Raw genomic sequence first — 21,813 nt, forward strand, 5'->3', positions numbered from 1 at the left:
TTCGATAGACTGGCCTGACGCTTTCCCCTGCGCCCGCGCGCGACTGTAAGGAGCCCCATGAGCAACCCCATCGGTGATCCCGGCCACGGACACTCGCCCGCCGCCTGGACGGCCGTGATCATCATGCTGCTCGCGTTCACGCTCGGAACGCTGTTCTTCTGGCTCGACATGCCCGTGCTCGTGTGGGCCTCGGTGGGTCTGCTCGTCGTCGGCGCGATCGTCGGATGGGCCATGGGCAAGGCCGGATACGGCGCGAACGGCTCGAAGACCAGCCCGAAGGCCCACTGACCGTGCTGGCCGATCTCACGGCCGGGGCGGTAGAAGACGCAGAGAAGCGCGCCGAGACGCGTTCCCTCGCCGAGGTCGAGCGCGACGCTCTCGCGCAGACCCCCGCGCGAGACGCTCTGGCGATGCTCGCCCCCGCCGACCGGGTCAAGATCATCGCCGAGGTCAAGCGCGCCAGCCCGTCCCGGGGAGACCTCGCGTCGATCCCCGACCCCGCCCGTCAGGCCCGCTTGTACGAGGAGGGCGGTGCGTCCGCGATCTCGGTGCTCACCGAGGGCCGCAAGTTCAAGGGCAGCCTCGCCGACCTCGAGGCCGTCCGGGCCGCGGTCAGCGTCCCCGTGCTGCGCAAGGACTTCATCGCCACGCCGTACCAGGTGCTGGAAGCCCGCGCCTCGGGTGCCGACCTCGCTCTCCTGATCGTCGCCGCGCTCGACCGGAAGACCCTCACCGAGCTCTACGGCCTCGTCAACGACCTCGGTATGACGGCCCTCGTCGAGACGCACTCGGCGGATGAACTCGCCCGCGCCGCCGACCTCGGCGCGAAGCTCATCGGCGTCAACGCCAGAAACCTGTCGACCTTCGAGCTCGACCGCGACCTGTTCGGCTCCCTTGCCGACCGGTTCCCGGCAGACGCCGTCAAGATCGCCGAGTCGGCGGTGCTCGCACCCGCCGACGTGGCCCACTACCGCGCCGCGGGGGCCGATGTCGTGCTCGTGGGCGAAGCCCTCGTCACGGGCGACCCCGTCGCCACGCTCCGCGCGTTCCTTCAGGAGACGTCATGACCACCAGCCTGCGCGACCAGAAGGGGCCGTTCTTCGGTGACTTCGGCGGCCGGTACATGCCCGAGTCGCTCATCGCCGCGATCGACGAGCTGACCGCGGTCTACGAATCGGCGATGGCCGACCCCGAGTTCCTCGCCGAACTGCGGGCCCTGCTGCACGATTACGCCGGCCGCCCGTCGGCCCTCACCGAGGTTCCTCGCTTCGCCGAGCACGCGGGTGGCGCGCGCGTCTTCCTCAAGCGCGAAGACCTGAACCACACCGGCTCGCACAAGATCAACAACGTGCTCGGACAGGCGCTGCTCACCAAGCGTCTGGGCAAGACGCGCGTGATCGCCGAGACGGGTGCCGGCCAGCACGGCGTCGCCACCGCGACGGCCGCCGCCCTCTTCGGTCTCGACTGCGTCGTCTACATGGGCGAGGTCGACACCGAGCGGCAGGCTCTCAACGTCGCGCGCATGCGTCTGCTCGGCGCCGAGGTCGTGCCCGTCACGACCGGCTCGCGCACGCTGAAAGACGCGATCAACGAGGCCTACCGCGATTGGGTCGCCTCGGTTGAGACGACCAACTACATCTTCGGCACCGCCGCGGGACCCCACCCCTTCCCGGCGATGGTCCGCGACTTCCAGAAGATCATCGGCGAAGAGACCCGCGCCGAGTTCCTCGAGCGCATCGGACGTCTCCCCGACGCCGTCTTCGCCTGCGTCGGCGGCGGATCCAACGCGATCGGCATGTTCGACGCGTTCCTCGACGACGAGGGCGTCGCGCTGTACGGCGTCGAGGCAGCCGGCGACGGTGTCGACACCCCCAAGCACGCGGCATCCATCGAGCGGGGTCGTCCCGGCGTCCTGCACGGCGCCCGCACGTACGTGCTGCAGGATGAAGACGGCCAGACCACCGAGTCGCACTCGATCTCGGCGGGCCTCGACTACCCCGGCGTGGGTCCCGAACACGCCTGGCTGGCAGACATCGGCCGCGCGCACTACATCCCCGCGACCGACGACGAGGCCATGCAAGCCCTGCGTCTGCTCTCGCGCACCGAGGGCATCATCCCCGCGATCGAGTCGGCCCACGCCCTGGCCGGAGCCCTGCGCGTCGGTCGCGAACTGGGTCCGGATGCCGTCATCGCGGTGAACCTCTCCGGTCGAGGCGACAAAGACATGGACACCGCCGCGCGCTACTTCGACCTCTACGATGCCGAGCACGCACCTCCGCCCGAGGGTCGCCCGGCGCAGACCGCCGGCGCCGAGACGGTGGCATCCGCCGCCGGTTCGCCGGTCGATGTGACGCCGGCCCCGGATGCCGCGAGCGGCGCAGGGGTGGAGCTGTGACCTCGCGCGTCTCCGCGGCGATCGAAGCCGCCCACGCCGAAGGTCGCGGCGCGTTCGTCGCCTACCTGCCCGCCGGATTTCCCGACGTCGCCACGAGCATCGAGGCCATCATTGCCCTGGCCGAGGCCGGCGCCGACGTCATCGAACTCGGCCCTCCGTACAGCGACCCGGTCATGGACGGTCTGGTCATCCAGGAGGCGACCCAGACGGCCCTCGCCAACGGCTTCCGTATGCGCGATCTCTTCACGATCATCCGCGAGGTCACGGCACGTACAGATGTCCCGATCCTGGTCATGACGTACTGGAACCTCGTCGAGCAGTACGGCGTCGACCGCTACGCCGACGAGCTCGTCGCCGCCGGGGGAGCGGGGCTCATCACCCCCGACATCACGCCCGACGCCGCCGCCGCGTGGATCGCCACGAGCGAGCGAACCGGCCTCGACCGGGTGTTCCTCGCCGCCCCCACCTCGACCGACGAGCGCCTGCGCATGATCGTCGAGGCCTCGACGGGCTTCGTCTACACCGTTTCGACGATGGGGATCACCGGGGAGCGGGCCGAGCTGGATGCCGCCGCCCGACGACTCGTCGAACGACTGCGAGCGCACGGTGCCGACCACGCGTGCGTCGGTATCGGCATCTCCAACGCCGCTCAGGTGGCCGGAGTGGTCGAGTACGCCGACGGCGCGATCGTCGGAACCGCCCTGGTGAAGGCGCTCCGTGACGGCGGTGTCGAGGGTCTGTCCACCCTCGCACGCGAGCTGTCCGCGGGCACGGCGCGGCGCGCCTAGACTCTTTCGCATGACGTTCGCCCTCTCGAGCGCCGCCTCCGGCGTGCTCGCCAGCATTCCGAGCCCGACGATCTCCTACGTCGATCTCGGTCCGTTCCGCATCCACTTCTATGCCCTGTGCATCGTCGCGGGCATCATCGTCGCCCTGCTTCTCACGAACGCACGGCTGACGCGGCGCGGCGCGGAGAAGTGGGTCGTCATCGACATCTGCCTCCTGGCGGTGCCGCTCGCCACCATCGTCGCGCGTGTCTACCACGTCGCCACGCACGCGGGCTTCTACTTCGGCCCCGGCTCCAACCCGTGGAACATCACCCAGCCCGGCTCCGTCTGGGCCATCTGGGTAGGGCGGGATCGCCATCTACGGCGCGCTCATCGGCGGCGCCATCGGCGCGATCCTCGGGTGCAAGTGGAGCGGTATCCGCTTCTGGACGTTCGCCGACGCCCTCGCCCCGGGCCTCATCATCGCGCAGGCGATGGGCCGCTTCGGCAACTGGTTCAACCAGGAGCTCTTCGGTCAGCCCACCGACCTGCCGTGGGGCCTCGAGATCGCCCCGGGCAACCCGGCGATCCCCGTCGGCCTGCCGGCCGGCACGCTGTTCCACCCCACGTTCCTGTACGAGGTCATCTGGAACCTCCTCGGCGCGGCCGTCATCCTGTACGTCGGCAAGCGCTTCACCCTGCAGTGGGGCAAGCAGTTCGCGATCTACCTCATGTGGTACAGCGCGGGCCGCATCGTCTGGGAGTCGATCCGCGTCGACCCCAGCGACATCATCCTCGGCCTGCGCACGAACGTGTGGGCGGCGATCTTCGGTGTGGTGCTCGGTCTGGTGATCTTCATCGTCCAGTCGCGCCGCCACCACGGCCTCGAACCCTCGCCCTACGTACCCGGGCGCGAATCCAAGGCTCCGGGGGCTGTAGACTCAACCGACCCCTCTGACTTCGTCGACGTGAGCGAGCCGCCCGCGACGAGCGACACCGTCGGCACCAGCGCCACAAGCAGCCCCGCCACGAACTAACACTCTGGGCCGACGTCGTCCCATTCGAAGCATCAACGTGAGGACGGTTGATATGGCTTCCAGCCTGCGTTCCGACACCGTCGGAGGCTCGTTCCCGGCCCGACAGGGAATGTACGACCCGTCGTTCGAGAAAGACGCCTGTGGCCTGGCCATGGTCGCGACTCTCCGCGGCGAGGCCGGACACGACATCGTCGACCTGGCCCTGACCGCGCTGCGCAACCTCGAGCACCGCGGTGCCATCGGCTCCGACGCCGGCACCGGCGACGGGGCGGGCATCCTCACGCAGATGCCGGATGCCTTCCTGCGCGAGGTCGTGGACTTCGACCTGCCGCCGGTGGGGGAGTACGCAGCGGGAATGGTCTTCCTCCCCCTCGGGCACGACGAGCGCGCCGCCATGAAGTCGGGGATCGAAGAGATCGCGCGTCACGAGAACCTCGAGGTGCTCGGCTGGCGCGAGGTGCCCACCGAGCCCGACAACCTGGGCAAGCTCGCCTTCGAGGCACGGCCCGCATTCGAGCAGCTGTTCGTCTCGCGTCCGGCCTCCGGCGACCAGCCCGCGCTGTCGGGGATCGCGCTCGATCGTCGCGTGTACCGCCTGCGCAAGCGCGCCCGTCACGAGCTCGACGCCTACTTCGTGTCGCTGTCGAGCCGCACGCTCGGGTACAAGGGCATGGTCACGACGCTCCAGCTCGAGCCGTTCTACCCCGACCTCCAGGACGAGCGCTTCGCGTCCGAGCTCGCGGTGGTCCACTCCCGCTACTCGACGAACACCTTCCCGTCGTGGCCGCTCGCGCAGCCCTTGCGCATGCTCGCGCACAACGGCGAGATCAACACCGTCAAGGGCAACCGCAACTGGATGCGTGCGCGTCAGTCGCAGCTCGAGTCCGAGCTGATCGGCGATGTGCGGCCTCTCCTGCCCATCTGCACCGAGGGCGCGAGCGACTCCGCCTCGTTCGACGAGGTCCTCGAGCTGCTCACCCTGACCGGGCGCAGCCTCCCGCACGCGATCATGATGATGGTGCCCGAGGCCTACGAGAAGCAGGCCACCATCGACCCCGACCTGCGGGCGTTCTACGACTACCACTCCATGCAGATGGAGCCGTGGGACGGCCCCGCGGCGCTCATCTTCACCGACGGCACGCTCGTCGGCGCCACGCTCGACCGCAACGGCCTGCGCCCGGGGCGCTGGACCGAGACCACCGACGGCCTCGTCGTCATCGGTTCCGAGACCGGCGTGCTCGACTTCGCCCCGGAGCGGATCAAGCGCCGCGGACGCCTGCAGCCCGGTCGCATGTTCCTCGTCGACACGGCTGAGCGCCGCATCGTCGAAGACGAAGAGATCAAGGCGAACCTCGCTGCGCTCGAGCCCTGGCAGGAGTGGGTGGACGCCGGTCGCGTCAAGCTCAGCGAACTGCCCGAGCGCGAGCACATCGTGCACCCGATCGCATCCATCACGCGTCGTCAGCGCACCTTCGGCTACACCGAAGAAGAAGTCCGGCTGCTGCTGACGCCGATGGGTCAGGGCGGCGCCGAGCCGCTCGGCGCGATGGGGAGCGACGCGCCCGTCGCCGTCCTCAGCGACCGCCCACGCCTGCTCTTCGACTACTTCTCGCAGCAGTTCGCGCAGGTGACCAACCCGCCGCTCGACTCGATCCGCGAAGAGGTCGTCACCTCGCTGTCGCTGGGACTCGGACCCGAGCGCAACCTTCTCGACTGGGGTCCCGAGCACACACGCACCGTGACGCTCGACTTCCCGGTCATCGACAACGACGAGCTCGCGAAGATCCAGCACATCGACACTGCCCTCAAGGGTCGGTCGTCGGTGACGATCCGCGGCCTCTACCGCGTCGAGGCCGGACACAAGGGCCTGCAGAAGCGCCTCGCGCAGATGTGTAACGAGGTCGACCAGGCCATCGAGGACGGCGCCGAGTTCATCGTGCTCAGCGACCGCGACTCGAACAAGGATCTCGCGCCCATCCCGTCGCTGCTCATGCTCGCGGCCGTGCACCACCACCTCATCCGCAACGAGACCCGCATGAAGGTCGGGCTCGTGGTCGAGGCCGGTGACGTGCGCGAAGTGCACCACGTGGCGACCCTGATCGGCTACGGCGCCTCGGCAGTCAACCCGTACCTGGCGATGGAGACCGTCGAGTACCTCGTGCGCGCGGGCTTCATCACCGGCATCACGCCCGAGAAGGCCGTCAAGAACCTGATCTACGCGCTCGGCAAGGGCGTGCTGAAGATCATGTCGAAGATGGGCATCTCGACCGTGTCGTCGTACGCGGGCGCGCAGGTGTTCGAAGCGGTGGGACTGTCGCGCGAGTTCGTCGACGCGTACTTCACCGGCACCGAGTCGAAGCTCGGCGGCGTCGGCCTCGACGTCATCGCTGCCGAGAACGCGGCGCGTCACGAGTACGCCTACCCCGAGGACGCCGCGGCTCGTGCGCACGAGCGCCTGTGGACCGGCGGTGAGTACCAGTGGCGTCGCGACGGTGCGCCGCACCTGTTCAACCCCGACACCGTGTTCCGCCTGCAGCACGCCACCCGTGAGCGCCGGTACGACATCTTCCGCGAGTACACGAAGCTGATCGACGACCAGGCGCACGAGCTCAAGACCCTCCGCGGCCTCTTCGAGCTGCGCACCGGGGTCCGCCCGCCCGTGCCGATCGACGAGGTCGAGCCCGTGTCGGCGATCGTGAAGCGCTTCTCGACCGGGGCGATGAGCTACGGCTCGATCTCGAAAGAGGCGCACGAGGTCCTGGCCGTCGCGATGAACCAGATCGGCGGCAAGTCGAACACCGGTGAGGGCGGAGAAGACGTCGACCGCCTTCTCGACCCCGCGCGTCGCAGTGCCATCAAGCAGGTGGCATCCGGGCGATTCGGCGTGACGAGCCTCTACCTGACCGAGGCGGACGACATCCAGATCAAGCTCGCCCAGGGCGCCAAGCCCGGCGAGGGCGGTCAGCTGCCGCCGACCAAGGTGTACCCGTGGGTGGCGCGCACGCGTCACGCGACGGCCGGTGTCGGGCTCATCTCGCCGCCCCCGCACCACGACATCTACTCGATCGAAGACCTCAAGCAGCTCATCTTCGACCTGAAGCGGGCGAACCCGAAGGCGCGCATCCACACGAAGCTCGTCAGCCAGTCGGGTATCGGTGCGGTCGCTGCGGGTGTCGCCAAGGCGCTGAGCGACGTCATCCTGGTCTCGGGCCAGGACGGCGGCACGGGTGCGAGCCCGATGAACTCGCTCAAGCACGCGGGCACCCCGTGGGAGCTGGGCCTCGCCGAGACGCAGCAGACGCTCATGCTCAACGGGATGCGCGACCGCGTGGTCGTGCAGGTCGACGGTCAGATGAAGACCGGCCGCGACGTCATCATCGGCGCGCTGCTCGGTGCCGAGGAGTTCGGCTTCGCCACCGCCCCGCTCGTGGTGTCGGGCTGCATCATGATGCGCGTGTGCCACCTCGACACCTGCCCGGTCGGCGTCGCGACGCAGAACCCCGTCCTGCGCTCCCGCTTCACGGGCAAGGCCGAGTACATCGTCAACTTCATGGAGTTCATCGCCCAGGAGGTGCGCGAGTACCTCGCCGCGCTCGGGTACCGCTCGATCGACGAGATCGTCGGCCACGCGGAGCTCCTCGACGTCAACGGTGCGGTCGAGCACTGGAAGGCGCGCGGTCTCAACCTCGCGCCGATCCTCGAGGGACCGCGCTTCGCCGACGACGAGCCGCGTCGCCACGGTCGCAACCAGGACCACGAGCTCGAGGACCACTTCGACGTGCAGCTCATCGAGCGCGCTCAGGACGTCATCGCCCGCGGCGGTCGGATCACGATCGACCTGCCCATCCGCAACACCGCTCGCGCGGTGGGGACGATGCTCGGCCACCACGTCACCAAGGCGCACGGCGAGCACGGACTGCCCGAAGGCTCGATCGACGTCCGTCTGACCGGCTCGGCCGGGCAGTCGTTCGGCGCCTTCATGCCCGCCGGCATCACGCTGCGGCTCGAGGGCGACTCGAACGACTACGTCGGCAAGGGCCTGTCGGGGGGCACGATCGTCGTGCGTCCGCACCGCGGCTCGACGTTCCCGGCGTCCGAGAACGTCATCGCCGGAAACGTCATCGGCTATGGCGCCACCCAGGGGCAGATGTTCCTGAACGGTGTCGTGGGCGAGCGGTTCCTCGTCCGCAACTCGGGCGCGACCGCGGTCGTCGAGGGCGTCGGAGACCACGCGCTCGAGTACATGACCGGTGGTCTGGCCGTGATCCTCGGCGCCACGGGCCGTAACCTCGGCGCGGGCATGTCCGGTGGTCAGGCGTACGTCTACCGGCTCGACCGCGACCTGGTGAACCGCGAGGCCCTGGCATCCGGTGAGCTCGTTCTCGGTGAACTCGGATCCGGGGATGCCGAGATCCTGCGCGACCTGCTCGAGAAGCACGTCGCGGAGACCGATTCCACATTGGCCCGTCGTCTGCTCGACGACTTCGAGGCCGAGGTGCACAATTTCGTCCGGGTTCTGCCGCGCGATTACGCCGCGGTCCTGCAGACCCGCCAGGAGGCAGTGGCCGAGGGGCTCGACCCCGACGGCGACGTCGTCTGGACACGCATTCTGGAGGTGACGGGTGGCTGACCCGAAGGGCTTTCTCAAGGTCACGGAGCGCGAGCTCCCCAAGCGCCGGCCCGTACCCGTGCGCATCATGGACTGGAAAGAGGTGTACGAGCCGGGTGATTCGGCCGTCATCAAGCGCCAGGCCGGTCGCTGCATGGACTGCGGCATCCCGTTCTGCCACAAGGGGTGCCCGCTCGGGAACCTGATTCCCGAGTGGAACGACCTCACCTGGCGCGGCGAGGGCCGCGCCGCGATCGAGCGCCTGCACGCGACCAACAACTTCCCGGAGTTCACGGGTCGGCTCTGCCCCGCCCCGTGCGAGAGCTCGTGCGTGCTGGGCATCAATCAGCCGGCGGTCACGATCAAGCAGGTCGAGGTCTCGATCATCGACGAGGCGTTCGGCAACGGCTGGGTCGAGCCCGAGCCGCCGGAGCGCCTGACGGGCAAGACGGTCGCGGTGGTCGGCTCCGGCCCCGCCGGCCTGGCCGCGGCTCAGCAGCTGACGCGCGCGGGACACACGGTCGCCGTCTACGAGCGCGACGACCGGATCGGCGGCCTCCTGCGGTATGGCATCCCGGACTTCAAGATGGAGAAGCGCCACCTCGAGCTGCGTCTTCGCCAGATGCAGGCCGAGGGCACGCGCTTCCGCGCGGGTGTCGAGATCGGCAAGGACATCTCGTGGAGCGACCTTCGGGTGCGTTATGACGCGGTCATCGTCGCCACGGGCTCGACGGTTCCGCGCGACCTGCCCATCCCGGGGCGCGACCTCGACGGCGTCCACTTCGCCATGGAGTATCTCGTCGAGGGCAACAAGGCGGTCGCGGGCGACCAGGTTCCCCAGCAGATCTCGGCCGAGGGCAAGCACGTCGTCGTCATCGGCGGTGGCGACACCGGCGCCGACTGCATCGGCACGGCGCACCGCCAGGGCGCGCTGAGCGTGACGAACCTCGCGATCGGCAAGCAGCCGCCGTCGGAGCGCCCGGCCGAGCAGCCCTGGCCGATGATGCCGAACCTCTTCGAGATGGCATCCGCTCACGAAGAGGGCGGGGAGCGCACGTTCCTCGCCTCGACGGTCGAGTTCCTCGGCAACGCCGCGGGTGAGGTGCGCGCTCTGCGCGTGGCCGAGACCGAATACGTCGACGGCCGCCGCGTTCCCAAGAGCGGCACCGAGCGCGAGATCCCGGCCGACCTGGTGCTGATAGCGATGGGCTTCACCGGCCCCGAGCGCGAGCACCTGGGCGACCAGCTCGGCACGCGTTTCACGAACCGCGGCAACGTCGAGCGCGACGCGACCTACGCCACCTCGACGCCGGGCGTTTTCGTCGCCGGCGATGCCGGTCGTGGGCAGTCGCTCATCGTGTGGGCCATCGCCGAGGGCCGCGCGGCCGCCGCCGAGGTCGACACCTACCTCATGGGCGAAACGGTGCTCCCCGCGCCGGTGCGCCCGACCGATGTCGCCATCGGCCTGCTGCCCGCCTAAGCTGGCAAGGGCCGATCCGGCCACTTCCCGAATCCTCACGGAGCTTGAAAACGGATGAGACGCGCCAAGATCGTCGCAACACTCGGGCCCGCCACGTCGTCGTATGAGATGGTTCGCGCCATCATCGACGCCGGGGTGGACGTCGCCCGCCTCAACCTGAGCCACGGAGACTACTCCGTGCACGACGCCAACTTCGCCAACGTGCGCAAGGCGGCAGAGGACGCCGGCCGCCCGGTTGCGGCCCTCGTCGACCTCCAGGGTCCCAAGATCCGTCTCGGCAAGTTCGAGAACGGCCCGCACGAGCTCGCCCCGGGCGACATCTTCAAGATCACGATCGAAGACATCCTCGGCACGAAGGAGATCGTGGGCACGACGTTCAAGGGCCTGCCCCAGGACGTCAAGCCCGGTGACTTCCTGCTCATCGACGACGGCAAGGTCCGCGTCCGCGTCGTCGAGACCGACGGCACTGTCGTGACCACCGAGGTCGTCGTCGGCGGCCCCGTGTCGAACAACAAGGGCATCAACCTGCCCGGTGTCGCCGTCAACGTCCCCGCGCTGAGCGAGAAGGACGAGGCCGACCTGCGCTGGGGCCTGAAGGCCGGTGCCGACCTCATCGCTCTGTCGTTCGTCCGGGATGCCAAAGACATCGAGCGCGTGCACGAGATCATGGCCGAAGAGGGACGCTACGTTCCCGTCATCGCCAAGATCGAGAAGCCGCAGGCGGTCGACAACCTCGAAGAGATCATCGACGCGTTCGACGGCATCATGGTCGCCCGTGGCGATCTCGGTGTCGAGCTGCCGCTGGAGGCCGTGCCGATCGTGCAGAAGCGCGCGGTCGAGCTCGCCCGCCGGATGGCGAAGCCCGTCATCGTCGCGACGCAGATGCTCGAGTCGATGATCAGCAGCCCGGTGCCCACGCGCGCCGAGACCTCCGACGTCGCCAACGCCGTCCTCGACGGCGCGGACGCGGTCATGCTCTCGGGCGAGACCAGCGTGGGCGACTACCCGGTCGTGGTCGTCGAGACCATGGCCCGCATCGTCGCCTCGACCGAGGAGCACGGTCTCGAGCGCATCGCGCCGTTGACCAACAAGCCCCGCACCCAGGGCGGCGCCATCACGCTGGCCGCGGTCGAGGTCGCCGACTTCGTCGAGGCGAAGTACCTCTGCGTGTTCACCGAGTCGGGCGACTCGGCGCGCCGCATGTCGCGTCTGCGTTCGACGATCCCGATGCTCGCGTTCACGCCCGAGCCCGGCATCCGTCGTCGTCTCGCCCTCACCTGGGGTGTCCGCTCGACGCTGGTGGAGCACGTCCCGCACACCGACAAGATGTTCCTGCAGGTCGACGACTACCTGCTGTCGAACGACCTCGCGAAGGTCGGCGACAAGGTCGTGGTCATCTCCGGGTCCCCTCCCGGAATCGCCGGTTCGACGAACGACCTGCGCGTGCACCGCGTGGGCGACGCCGTCCACGGTGCAGCCCCCGGCTACCAGGACGTCTGATCGTCGACGACGCGCGCCGGTTCCGCCGGCGCGCGTCGCTCGTGTTCTCCCGGTAGATTGGGGTTCGCGAGCACGAGCCGGTGTGGCGGAATGGCAGACGCGGGGCACTCAAAATGCTCTGTCGAAAGACGTGTGGGTTCGAGTCCCACCACCGGTACGACCCCCGGGTCGGCTCTTCCCGAGTCGGCCCGGTATCGTTTGCCCTCTATCGCATCGACGCTCCTCGCGGGCGATGCGCCCCTCCCAGTCCTAGGATGGTCACGTGACTGATCAAGAAGCCGCTCCGGCCTCCGCGCCCGCCGCCCCCCGCCGCGTCGTCGTGGCGGAAGACGAGTCGCTCATCCGTCTCGACATCGTCGAGATCCTCCGCGACAACGGCTACGACGTCGTCGGTGAGGCCGGCGACGGTGAGACCGCCGTGCAGCTGGCGACCGAACTCCGCCCGGATCTCGTGATCATGGACGTCAAGATGCCCCAGCTCGACGGCATCAGCGCGGCCGAGAAGCTGAGCAAGAACCACATCGCCCCCGTCGTCCTGCTGACCGCGTTCAGCCAGAAGGAACTCGTGGAGCGTGCGAGCGAGGCCGGTGCACTGGCCTACGTCGTGAAGCCGTTCACGCCGAACGACCTGCTGCCCGCGATCGAGATCGCCCTCGCCCGCTACGAGCAGATCATCACGCTCGAGGCCGAGGTCGCCGACATGGTCGAGCGCTTCGAGACCCGCAAGCTCGTCGACCGCGCCAAAGGCCTCCTGAACGAGAAGATGGGCCTTTCCGAGCCCGAGGCCTTCCGCTGGATCCAGAAGGCGTCGATGGACCGCCGTCTGACCATGCAGGACGTCGCGAAAGCGATCATCGAGCAGCTGGCCCCGAAGAAGGGCTGAGCGCGCCCTCATCGTGAAATGGATGCCACTTCGGTGGCATCCATTTTTCGTTGGCGGGGGAGGGGGTACAGGTCCCTTCGACGGGCTCAGGGACCTCCGTGGCGAGGGCGGCTGAGCCGGCAGGTGGCTGAGCCGGCAGGTGGCTGAGCTCGTCGAGGCCACCGGGCACGCGTAGGGGCAGGCACAGGTGACTGAGCTCGTCGAAGCCACCGGGAACACGCACGGCATGGACCCCTCGACAGGCTCAACGTCCTCGACGGGAGGTGCGGTCAGCGCGCGGGCGCGTCCTTGATCATGTTCGTGATCCGCACCGTGGAGCAGCGGCGTCCCTGATCGTCGGAGATCGCGATCTCGTGCACCGTGAGGCTCCGCCCGAGGTGGATGGGCGTGCAGACGCCGGTGACCAGGCCCGAGGTCGCGGAGCGCGTGTGGGTGGCATTGATGTCGATGCCGACGGCCAACTTGCCCGGTCCCGCGTGGAGATTCGCCGCCATCGAGCCGAGCGACTCGCCCAGCACGACATAGGCGCCGCCGTGCAGGAGACCGACCGGCTGTGTGTTGCCCTCGACCGGCATGGTGGCGACGCACCGTTCGACGGTGAACTCCACCCACTCGAAGCCCATCTTCTCGGCGAGAGCGCCCATGCCGCGCTTCTTCACCCAGTCGAGGCCGGACAGGGGGTCGGGAGTCGTGGACGTCATCATCGCCTTCGTGTCATCGCCGCGATCGGGCCGGGCCGGGGCAGTGTCCGTGGTCCTCGTTAGGCTGGAGGGGTGACGGATGCCGAAAAGCCTACCCTCCTCGTCGTCGACGGCCACTCGCTGGCCTACCGGGCGTTCTACGCCCTGCCGGTCGACAACTTCTCGACGAAGGACGGCCAGCACACCAACGGGATCTACGGCTTCCTGTCGATGTTCGTGAACCTCGTGAAGGCTGAGAAGCCGACGCACCTCGCCGTCGCCTTCGACACCTCGCGGCAGTCGTTCCGCACGCGGGAGTACGCCGAGTACAAGGCGAATCGGAGCGAGTCGCCCGCCGAGTTCAAGGGGCAGATCCCCCTGTTGCAGGAGTGCCTGGAGGCCATGGGCGTTCCGGTGCTGAAGAAGGAGGACTTCGAGGCCGACGACATCCTGGCCACCCTCGCGACGCAGGGCGCGGCCCAGGGCTTCGAGGTCCTCGTGTGCTCCGGCGATCGCGACACGATCCAGCTCGTCAACGACGACATCACGCTGCTGTACCCCAACGTGCAGGGGGTCTCTCAGCTCAAGCGCTACGACACCGCGGCCGTCATCGAGAAGTACGGACTGCCGCCGGAACAGTACCCCGACATCGCCGCTCTCGTCGGCGAGACGAGCGACAACCTTCCCGGTGTGCCGAAGGTGGGCGAGAAGACCGCGGTGAAGTGGCTGACGCAGTGGGGTTCGCTCGACGCCCTGCTCGAGAACGCCGACAAGGTCACGGGCGTGGTGGGCAACAACCTGCGTGAGCACCTCGACGGGGTGAAGCGCAACCGTGCGCTCAACCGCCTGCTGCGCGACGTCGAGCTGCCCGTGGGGCCGTCCGACCTCGAAATGAAGCCGCTCGACGGCCAGGCCGTGCGCGACATCTTCGCGCGCCTCGAATTCCGCACGCTCCTGCCGCGCGTGTTCGACGCTCTCGGCGCCGACGCGGGCGACGGCGCCGAAGAGGCGCGACCCACGGCGACCGCGCCGACGCCCGCTCCGCTCGATGCCGACGCCCTGGCGGCCTGGGCGGGGGAGTCCACCGACACGGTCGGCCTCACGCTCGTCCTCGCGCAGGGAGCGCCGGTGCAGATCGGTCTCGCGCGTGCCGACAGCGCAGCCGAGGCCACCTGGTCACCCGCGGTGCGCGACGCCCTGGCCGGGTGGTTGGCATCCGACGCCCCCAAGGTCATGGCCGACGCGAAGCCGCAGGTAAAAGCCCTGCTTCGCGAAGGGATCGCGCTCGGCGGCATCTCGTCGGACGTGATCCTGGCCGGGTGGCTCGTGCGTCCGAGCTTCCCCGACAAGACGCTGGGCGACCTCGTTCAGCGCTACCTCGACGAGAAGCTCCCCGAAGCCGACCCCACGCAGCTCGTCCCCGAGACCGAGGGGGCCACGCCGGGTCAGCTCGCCTGGTTCATCCGCCGTGTCGCCGAGGCGCAGCGGGCGGAGCTTCCCGAGCGCGTCGCCGGAGTGCTCGACGACATCGAGATGCCGACGCTGACCGCCCTCGCCGACATGGAGCTCGCCGGCGTCGCGGTGTCGCACGAGAAGCTCTCCGGCTTCTCCGCGGAGCTGGGTGCGCGCGCCGACGCTCTCGCGCGCGACGCGTACGCGGCGATCGGCCACGAAGTGAATCTCGGCTCGCCCAAGCAGCTCCAGGAGGTGCTGTTCGACGAGCTGCAGCTGCCGAAGACGCGCAAGACGAAGAGCGGATACACCACGGATGCCGCGGCCCTCGCCGATCTGCAAGAGAGCGCCCCGCACCCGTTCCTCGACCTCCTGCTGAAGCACCGCGAAGCGACCAAGCTGAAGCAGATCATCGACGCCCTCGACACCGCCACCGGGCCGGACGGACGCATCCACACGACGTACGTGCAGACGGGGAGCCAGACCGGTCGCCTCTCGAGCACCGACCCGAACCTTCAGAACATCCCGATCCGCACCGAGGAGAGTCGGCGCATCCGCGCGGCCTTCGAGGTGGGCGAAGGCTACGAGACCCTCCTCACGGCCGACTACTCGCAGATCGAGATGCGCATCATGGCGCACCTGTCGGGCGACCCCGGCCTCATCGAGGCGTTCAACTCGGGCGAAGACCTGCACCGCTTCGTCGGTGCTCGGGTGTTCGGCGTCGAACCGGCCGAGGTCACTCCCGCGATGCGCACGAAGGTCAAGGCGATGTCGTACGGCCTCGTCTACGGGCTGTCTGCGTTCGGTCTGTCCAAGCAGTTGCGCATCGAACAGTCCGAGGCCAAGAAGCTCATGCTCGAGTACTTCGCGCGTTTCGGTGCGGTCCGCGACTACCTGCGCGGCTCGGTCGAGCAGGCTCGCCAAGACGGATACACCGAGACGATCTTCGGCCGCCGGCGCCCGTTCCCCGACCTCACCAGCATGAACCGCGTGCTGCGCGAGAACGCCGAGCGCGCGGCCCTCAACGCCCCGATCCAGGGCAGCGCCGCCGACATCATGAAGGTCGCGCTGTTCCGGATCCGCGAGGAGTTGGCATCCGCGGGTCTGCGCTCGCGCGTCCTGCTGCAGATCCACGACGAACTCGTCGTCGAGGTGGCGGCGGGGGAGTGGGATGCCGTGGAGAGCATCGTGCGCGCCCGCATGGCGGATGCGGCCGAGCTGTCGGTGCCCCTCGACGTGCAGATCGGCCGCGGCGGGGACTGGGACGAAGCGGGGCACTGAGCGCCGGGAGCGGGGATGCGGCAGCGCTCTCGCTTCCCTAGGCTCGAAGGATGACTGACGCACAACGCACCCCCACGCCGATCGACACGATCGCCGAGGCGTGGGTCGACACCCTGGCGGAGCGCATCCCGACGCTGGCCACCTACATCGGGCGCGACGAGCACAACGGCCGCTTCGGCGACTACAGCCCCGAAGGCGCCGAGGCCCTCACCGCCGACGCCCGCGCCACGAAGGCCGCGCTCGAGGCGGCCGAGCCCGTCGACGCGATCGACACGGTCACGAAGATGGACCTCGTCCGCGAGCTCGACCTGATGATCGAGCAGCACGAGGCGAAGACCCATCTTCGCGACCTCAACGTGATCGCGTCACCGGCGCAGGACATCCGCGCGACCTTCGACCTCATGCCGACCGCGACGGTCGAGGACTGGGCCACGATCTCGGAGCGGATGAAGGCGCTGCCCGGGGCCATCGACGGCTACGTCGCGACCCTCCGCCGCGGCATCGCCGAGGGGGTCGTGCCCGCTCGTCGCCAGGTGAACGAGGTCGTCGCGCAGATCGCCCGCTACACCGCCGACACCGGCTTCTTCGCCGAGTTCGTCGGCAACGCCGCGCCCGCCGAGGGGCAGCTGCCCGCTTCGCTCGCGCGCGACCTCGACCAGAACGCCGGCGCCGCCCGCGTCGCGTACGACGGCCTGGCCTCCTTCCTCTCCTCGGAGCTCGCCCCGGTCGCGGGCGAAGCGGACGGGGTCGGTCGCGAGATGTACGCGCTGCACTCGCGCCAGTTCCTCGGCGCCGAGATCGACCTCGACGAGACCTACGACTGGGGCGTCGAAGAGCTCGCCCGCATGGTCGCCGAGCAGGAGGCGATCGCGAACGAGATCCTTCCCGGCGCGAGCGTCGAAGAAGCGGTGGCCTTCCTCGAGAAGGACGAGTCGCGCAAGCTCCGCGGCACGAAGGCACTCCAGGAGTGGATGCAGCGCACGAGCGACAAGGCCGTGGAAGAGCTCGGCCGGACCCACTTCGACATCGCCGAGCCCATCCGCGAGCTCGAGTGCATGATCGCCCCGACCAACGAGGGCGGGATCTACTACACCGGACCGACCGACGACTTCTCGCGCCCCGGCCGCATGTGGTGGTCGGTTCCCGAGGGCGTCGACACCTTCGACACCTGGCGCGAGCTGACCACGGTGTACCACGAGGGCGTTCCGGGCCACCACCTGCAGATCGCCCAGGCCGTGTACAACCGTGCGCAGCTGAACTCGTGGCGCCGCCTCCTGGCGGGCACGAGCGGTCATGCCGAGGGCTGGGCGTTGTACGCCGAGCGTCTGATGGAGCAGCTCGGCTACCTCGACGATCCCGCCGATCGCCTCGGGATGCTCGACGGGCAGCGCATGCGCGCCGCACGCGTCGTGCTCGACATCGGTGTGCACCTCGGCAAGCCGCGCCTCGACGGCACGGGCACGTGGGACCACGACTACGCGCTCGCGTTCATGCTGAAGAACGTCAACATGAGCGAGGAGTTCGTGCGCTTCGAGGTCAACCGCTACCTCGGTTGGCCGGGTCAGGCGCCCGCGTACAAGGTCGGCCAGCGCATCTGGGAGCAGGTCCGCGAGGAAGAGCGGGAGCGCCGCGGTGCCCACTTCTCGATGAAGCAGTTCCACACGCGGGCGCTCGACATCGGTGGCGTCGGTCTCGACACGCTGCGGGCCGCCCTGGCATCCGTTTGATCCCCCGAGGGGCGTCGCTACGGCGACGCCCCTCGTTCGTGCCGGGGAATGTTTCGCCCTCGCGTAAAGTTCATTCATCCGAATGCAAGGAGATCTCATGGACGCCACCCCCGTCGAGCTGGGCCTCGACACCTTCGGAGACATCTCGCGCGGCCCCGACGGGGCACTGCAGAGCGACGCGCAGACCATCCGCAACGTCGTGGAGCAGGCGGTGCTCGCCGACGAGGTCGGGCTGTCGTTCTTCGGGGTGGGGGAGCACCACCGCAAGGACTTCGCGGTCACGAGCCCCGAGATCGTTCTCGCCGCGGCCGCCGCGCGCACGAAGAACATCCACCTCGGCACCGCGGTCACGGTCCTGTCGTCCGACGACCCGGTCCGCGTGTACGAGCGCTTCGCCACGCTCGACGCCGTCTCGAACGGCCGCGCCGAGGTCATCCTCGGGCGGGGGTCGTTCATCGAGTCGTTCCCCCTCTTCGGGTACGACCTGAACGACTACGAGCAGTTGTTCGAGGAGAAGCTCGAGCTCTTCTCGCTCCTCCTCGACGAGAAGCCGGTCACCTGGTCGGGACGCACCCGGGCCGGACTTCGGGATGCCGACGTGTATCCCAAGACCGAGAACGGGCTGAAAGCGTGGGTCGGTGTCGGCGGGTCGCCCGAGTCCGTCGTCCGCGCCGCCCGCTACGGCTACGGTCTCGTCCTCGCGATCATCGGCGGGTCCTCCGCCCGTTTCCGGCCGTTCGCCCAGCTCTACCGGCAGTCGCTGCAGGAGTTCGGCGAGCCCGCGATGCCCATCTCGGTGCATTCGCCGGGCCACGTGGCCGAGACCGACCAGCAGGCGTGGGACGAGGCCTACGAGGGCGTCGCGGAGCTCAACACGACCATCGGTCGCGAGCGCGGATGGCCCGCCTACAACCGCCTGCGCTTCCAGCACGACGTCGGACCCGAGGGGGCGATGTACATCGGCTCGCCTGAGACGGTGGCGACGAAGATCGCCACGACCGTCCGGACGCTGGGCGCCTCGCGCTTCCAGATGAAGTTCGCCAGCGGATCGATCTCGCACGACCGCCTGATGTCGAGCATCGAGCTCTACGGCACGCGTGTCCTGCCGCTGGTCCGGGAGATGCTCGCCGACTCCGATTCCGACGCAGCGGCCTCGTGAGCGCGAGCACCGACACCGTGCGGGTGTCCGAGCGTCTCGACGCCCTGCCGTTCACCCGGCGTCACGGGCGGATCCTGGGCGGCTCGGGACTGGGCTGGGCCCTGGATGCCATGGATGTCGGGCTCATCTCGTTCATCATCGCCGCGCTGGCGGCACAGTGGAAGCTGGAGCCCGCGCAGGCCTCGTGGATCGCCTCGGCGGGATTCGCGGGAATGGCGATCGGCGCGAGCCTCGGCGGGCTCCTCGCCGACCGCTTCGGGCGGCGTCAGGTGTTCGCGCTGACGCTCCTCGTCTACGGCGTCGCGACGGGGGCCAGCGCGCTCGTCGGGGGGCTCGCGGCGCTCCTCGTGCTGCGCTTCGTCGTCGGTCTCGGACTCGGCGCTGAACTGCCCGTGGCCTCGACCTACGTCAGCGAGTTCGCTCCGGCTCGGATCCGCGGGCGCGTCATCGTCTTCCTCGAGGCGTTCTGGGCCGTCGGCTGGACCGCCGCCGCTGTCATCGGCTACCTCGTCGTCCCCTCTTCCGCCGACGGGTGGCGCTGGGCGTTCGCGCTCGGCGCGATCCCCGCGGTATACGCCCTGATCGTCCGCTGGGGTCTTCCCGAGTCGCCGCGTTGGTTGGCGTCTCGTGGCCGCAACACCGAAGCCGTCGCGATCGTTCGGGATCTCGAGGCCGCCGCCGGTCGCGTTTCGCTCGAGCCCTCGAGCGAGGGGGTGGCGGCATCCGCTCCCGCTCCTCGCGCCCGCGTCGGTGCGCTGTGGTCTCCGGGCCTCCGCGCGCGCACGGCGAGCCTGTGGGTGCTGTGGTTCTGCGTGAACTTCTCGTACTACGGCGCCTTCATCTGGATTCCGACGATCCTCGTGGCGCAGGGCTACGACCTCGTACGCTCTTTCGGTTTCACGCTCATCATCACCCTGGCCCAGCTTCCGGGGTACGCCGTCGCCGCGTGGCTCATCGAGGCGTGGGGGCGGCGCGCGACGCTCGCGACCTTCCTCGCCGGCTCGGCGATCGCCGCCGTGCTGTTCGGCACCGCCTCCGGTGAGGTCGCGGTGATCGCGACCGGAATGCTGCTGTCGTTCTTCAACCTCGGCGCCTGGGGTGCCCTCTACGCCGCGACGCCCGAGACCTACCCCACGTCCCTGCGGGGGACCGGTGCCGGGTGGGCCGCGGGCGTGGGGCGCATCGCGTCGATCCTCGCGCCCCTGTCGGTCCCGCCGCTGCTCGCCGCGGGCGGTGCTCCGCTGCTGTTCATCGTGTTCGCGGCGTTCTTCGCGGTGGCCGTCGTCGCGTCGCTCTTCCTCCGCGAGCAACGAGGGCGGGCGCTGGCCTGATCCTCCTCGGGTCGCGGGGGAGGGGCGCTTCGAACCGGGGAGCGTCGCCCGCGTAGGCTCGACGCATGGCATCCGTCCGCTATGTCGCGATCGGCGACTCGTTCACCGAGGGAGTCGGCGACGAACTCCCCGACGGCACGGTACGGGGGTGGGCCGACCTCGCGGCCCAAGGATGGGCGGATGCCGCGGGCGAACCGATCCAGTACGCCAATCTCGCGATCCGCGGCAAGCTGATCCAGCCCATCGTCGAGCAGCAGCTCAAGCCCGCTCTGGCGCTGAAGCCGACCCACCTGTCGTTCAACGGAGGGGGCAACGACATGCTCCGCCCCCGCTCAGACCTCGAGCGGATCATCGGGTTCTTCGAGCACGTCCTGCGTCGGTGCGACGAGGAGGGCGTGCAGCTCATCGTGCTGTCCGGCGCGAACCCGTCGGCGGGGCTGCCCCTCGGTCGGGTCCTGCAGATGCGCGGCGACCGCCTGTCGAAGGCGGTCGAGGAGCGGCTGGCATCGCGCCCCGACGTCATCACGGCGTACAACTGGTTCGATCGTGAGCTCGCCGGTGGCGAGTTCTGGTCGGTCGACCGGTTGCACATGAACCCGCGCGGACATCACCGGGTCGCCGCGCGTGTGATCGAGGCGGTCGGGCTGTCCGCGCCCGCCGAGTGGTGGCGTCTTCGTGACATCCCCGAGGTCGAGCGGTTGAAGGGGTCGGCCTACTACCGCGAGCACGTCGCGCCGTGGATCCGTCGTCGTCTCGCGGGCACCTCGTCCGGAGACGGCCGCGCCCCGAAATTCGGCGGCGAATGGGTGGAGCTGACGCCGGGCGGGTGAGCGTCGCCGGTCGCACGAACGGGCGCCGGGTGCCCGGGCTCAGAGCGCGCGACCCCCTGGTGTCTCGGCATCCGCGTGCCTAAGATCGCCGGATGTCTCCCTCGAACACGCGACTTCTGGCCCTTTCCGGCACCGCGATCGCGCTCGGCGCCCTCACGGGATGCTCCGGCGGTGAGGCGGAACAACCTTCGGCGCCCTCCTCGCCCTCTGTGGCCACGACCGCGCCGCCGACGACCGCGCCGCCCACACCGGACCCCTGGGCCGGCTACTTCGACGACGAGGTCGGCGATGCGGAGGTGGGGGAGTACCTCTGGCAGTCGTGGGGGACCTTCGGCGACGGCGATGAGGTCGCTCCGCGCCGCGGCGACAATCGGACCGTCGAGCCAGGCACGTACACCGTGACACTCGAGTGCGCCGGCCCCGAGATGATGACCGGGCGCATCACCACGACGTCGGGGACCGCCGTCATCGACCCGCTGTCGGTCTCGTGCATGGCCGCGACCCCCGTGCAGGTCGACCTCCCCGAGAAGGGGCTGCTCGTCGACCTCGACAGTGGCGGCGAAGAGGGCGCGTACCTGATCCGGGTCGCCGCGGCGGGATAGCGCGCGGATCACACGGCGATGGCACGCGTCACGGCATCGCGAGACGCGATTCCCGTGCGGCGGAACTCCCGCGTCCGGGC

At 69.3% G+C, this 21,813-nt stretch carries 15 protein-coding genes, 1 tRNA gene and 1 pseudogene; 16 read left to right on the forward strand and 1 reads right to left on the reverse strand.

All coding sequences use genetic code 11. The features are described 5' to 3' along the window. Positions 1-57: 57 nt before the first annotated feature. The 10 genes and pseudogenes from QE388_RS16315 (at position 58) to QE388_RS16360 (ending at position 12,671) form a co-directional block, all read left to right on the forward strand. On the forward strand, positions 58-288 hold the full coding sequence (locus tag QE388_RS16315; RefSeq protein WP_013586640.1) for a DUF6704 family protein: 231 nt from the start codon (positions 58-60) through the stop codon (positions 286-288). A gap of 2 nt (positions 289-290) precedes the next feature. Then, complete coding sequence (trpC, locus tag QE388_RS16320) at positions 291-1,067, forward strand: indole-3-glycerol phosphate synthase TrpC (RefSeq protein ID WP_307386479.1); 777 nt, start codon at positions 291-293, stop codon at positions 1,065-1,067. Beyond that, positions 1,064-2,395, forward strand: coding sequence for a tryptophan synthase subunit beta (gene trpB, locus QE388_RS16325; protein WP_307386481.1), 1,332 nt, complete (start codon positions 1,064-1,066; stop codon positions 2,393-2,395). The genes trpC and trpB overlap by 4 nt, the downstream gene beginning before the upstream one ends. Next, positions 2,392-3,183: a tryptophan synthase subunit alpha gene (gene trpA, locus QE388_RS16330; RefSeq protein WP_307386483.1), complete on the forward strand. Its 792-nt coding sequence runs from the start codon at positions 2,392-2,394 to the stop codon at positions 3,181-3,183. The genes trpB and trpA overlap by 4 nt, the downstream gene beginning before the upstream one ends. A gap of 10 nt (positions 3,184-3,193) precedes the next feature. Then, positions 3,194-4,199, forward strand: a pseudogene (lgt, locus tag QE388_RS16335) (prolipoprotein diacylglyceryl transferase). Between the two features lie 52 nt (positions 4,200-4,251). Beyond that, a complete protein-coding gene (gene gltB / locus QE388_RS16340; RefSeq protein ID WP_307386485.1) occupies positions 4,252-8,829 on the forward strand; it encodes a glutamate synthase large subunit in 4,578 nt (1,525 codons plus the stop codon). Beyond that, positions 8,822-10,288, forward strand: coding sequence for a glutamate synthase subunit beta (locus QE388_RS16345; protein ID WP_307386486.1), 1,467 nt, complete (start codon positions 8,822-8,824; stop codon positions 10,286-10,288). Before gltB ends, QE388_RS16345 begins: the two co-directional genes overlap by 8 nt. A 54-nt stretch (positions 10,289-10,342) precedes the next feature. Further along, positions 10,343-11,788 carry a pyruvate kinase gene (gene pyk, locus QE388_RS16350; RefSeq protein ID WP_058597756.1) on the forward strand — a complete coding sequence of 482 codons (1,446 nt, stop codon included), beginning with the start codon at positions 10,343-10,345 and terminating at the stop codon, positions 11,786-11,788. A gap of 76 nt (positions 11,789-11,864) precedes the next feature. Continuing rightward, positions 11,865-11,945, forward strand: a tRNA-Leu gene (locus tag QE388_RS16355). Positions 11,946-12,050: 105 nt separating this feature from the next. Further along, positions 12,051-12,671 (forward strand): ANTAR domain-containing response regulator, encoded by a 621-nt coding sequence (locus QE388_RS16360; protein WP_013586648.1) that lies wholly within the window; start codon positions 12,051-12,053, stop codon positions 12,669-12,671. A 269-nt stretch (positions 12,672-12,940) separates the two neighbouring features. On the opposite strand, the gene QE388_RS16365 is transcribed toward QE388_RS16360, so the two are convergent. Continuing rightward, entirely contained in the window at positions 12,941-13,372 is a 432-nt protein-coding gene (locus QE388_RS16365; protein WP_307386489.1) for a hotdog fold thioesterase, read from the reverse strand. A 72-nt stretch (positions 13,373-13,444) separates the two neighbouring features. Here QE388_RS16365 and polA point away from each other — a divergent pair, with 72 nt between their 5' ends. The 6 genes from polA to QE388_RS16395 all read left to right on the forward strand — a co-directional run bounded on the left by polA (position 13,445) and on the right by QE388_RS16395 (position 21,733). After that, complete coding sequence (polA, locus tag QE388_RS16370) at positions 13,445-16,084, forward strand: DNA polymerase I (protein WP_307386491.1); 2,640 nt, start codon at positions 13,445-13,447, stop codon at positions 16,082-16,084. A gap of 50 nt (positions 16,085-16,134) precedes the next feature. Further along, positions 16,135-17,811 (forward strand): DUF885 domain-containing protein, encoded by a 1,677-nt coding sequence (locus QE388_RS16375; RefSeq protein ID WP_307386493.1) that lies wholly within the window; start codon positions 16,135-16,137, stop codon positions 17,809-17,811. A gap of 97 nt (positions 17,812-17,908) precedes the next feature. Further along, complete coding sequence (locus QE388_RS16380) at positions 17,909-18,970, forward strand: LLM class flavin-dependent oxidoreductase (protein WP_307386494.1); 1,062 nt, start codon at positions 17,909-17,911, stop codon at positions 18,968-18,970. Further along, a complete protein-coding gene (locus QE388_RS16385) occupies positions 18,967-20,301 on the forward strand; it encodes an MFS transporter (protein ID WP_307386496.1) in 1,335 nt (444 codons plus the stop codon). The genes QE388_RS16380 and QE388_RS16385 overlap by 4 nt, the downstream gene beginning before the upstream one ends. 65 nt (positions 20,302-20,366) lie before the next feature. Beyond that, positions 20,367-21,131 (forward strand): SGNH/GDSL hydrolase family protein, encoded by a 765-nt coding sequence (locus QE388_RS16390; protein ID WP_307386497.1) that lies wholly within the window; start codon positions 20,367-20,369, stop codon positions 21,129-21,131. Positions 21,132-21,223: 92 nt separating this feature from the next. Further along, complete coding sequence (locus tag QE388_RS16395) at positions 21,224-21,733, forward strand: hypothetical protein (protein ID WP_307386498.1); 510 nt, start codon at positions 21,224-21,226, stop codon at positions 21,731-21,733. The last annotated feature ends 80 nt before the right edge of the window (positions 21,734-21,813 follow it).

Source organism: Microbacterium sp. SORGH_AS_0969, assembly GCF_030818255.1.
GTDB lineage: Bacteria > Actinomycetota > Actinomycetes > Actinomycetales > Microbacteriaceae > Microbacterium.

Coding starts and splice junctions, on each gene's coding strand:
- gltB (WP_307386485.1), top strand. CDS start 4,252: ATGGCTTCCAGCCTGCGTTCCGACACCGTCGGAGGCTCGTTCCCGGCC.
- QE388_RS16375 (WP_307386493.1), top strand. CDS start 16,135: ATGACTGACGCACAACGCACCCCCACGCCGATCGACACGATCGCCGAG.
- QE388_RS16365 (WP_307386489.1), bottom strand. CDS start 13,372: ATGACGTCCACGACTCCCGACCCCCTGTCCGGCCTCGACTGGGTGAAG.
- QE388_RS16395 (WP_307386498.1), top strand. CDS start 21,224: ATGTCTCCCTCGAACACGCGACTTCTGGCCCTTTCCGGCACCGCGATC.
- pyk (WP_058597756.1), top strand. CDS start 10,343: ATGAGACGCGCCAAGATCGTCGCAACACTCGGGCCCGCCACGTCGTCG.
- trpB (WP_307386481.1), top strand. CDS start 1,064: ATGACCACCAGCCTGCGCGACCAGAAGGGGCCGTTCTTCGGTGACTTC.
- QE388_RS16390 (WP_307386497.1), top strand. CDS start 20,367: ATGGCATCCGTCCGCTATGTCGCGATCGGCGACTCGTTCACCGAGGGA.
- QE388_RS16380 (WP_307386494.1), top strand. CDS start 17,909: ATGGACGCCACCCCCGTCGAGCTGGGCCTCGACACCTTCGGAGACATC.
- QE388_RS16315 (WP_013586640.1), top strand. CDS start 58: ATGAGCAACCCCATCGGTGATCCCGGCCACGGACACTCGCCCGCCGCC.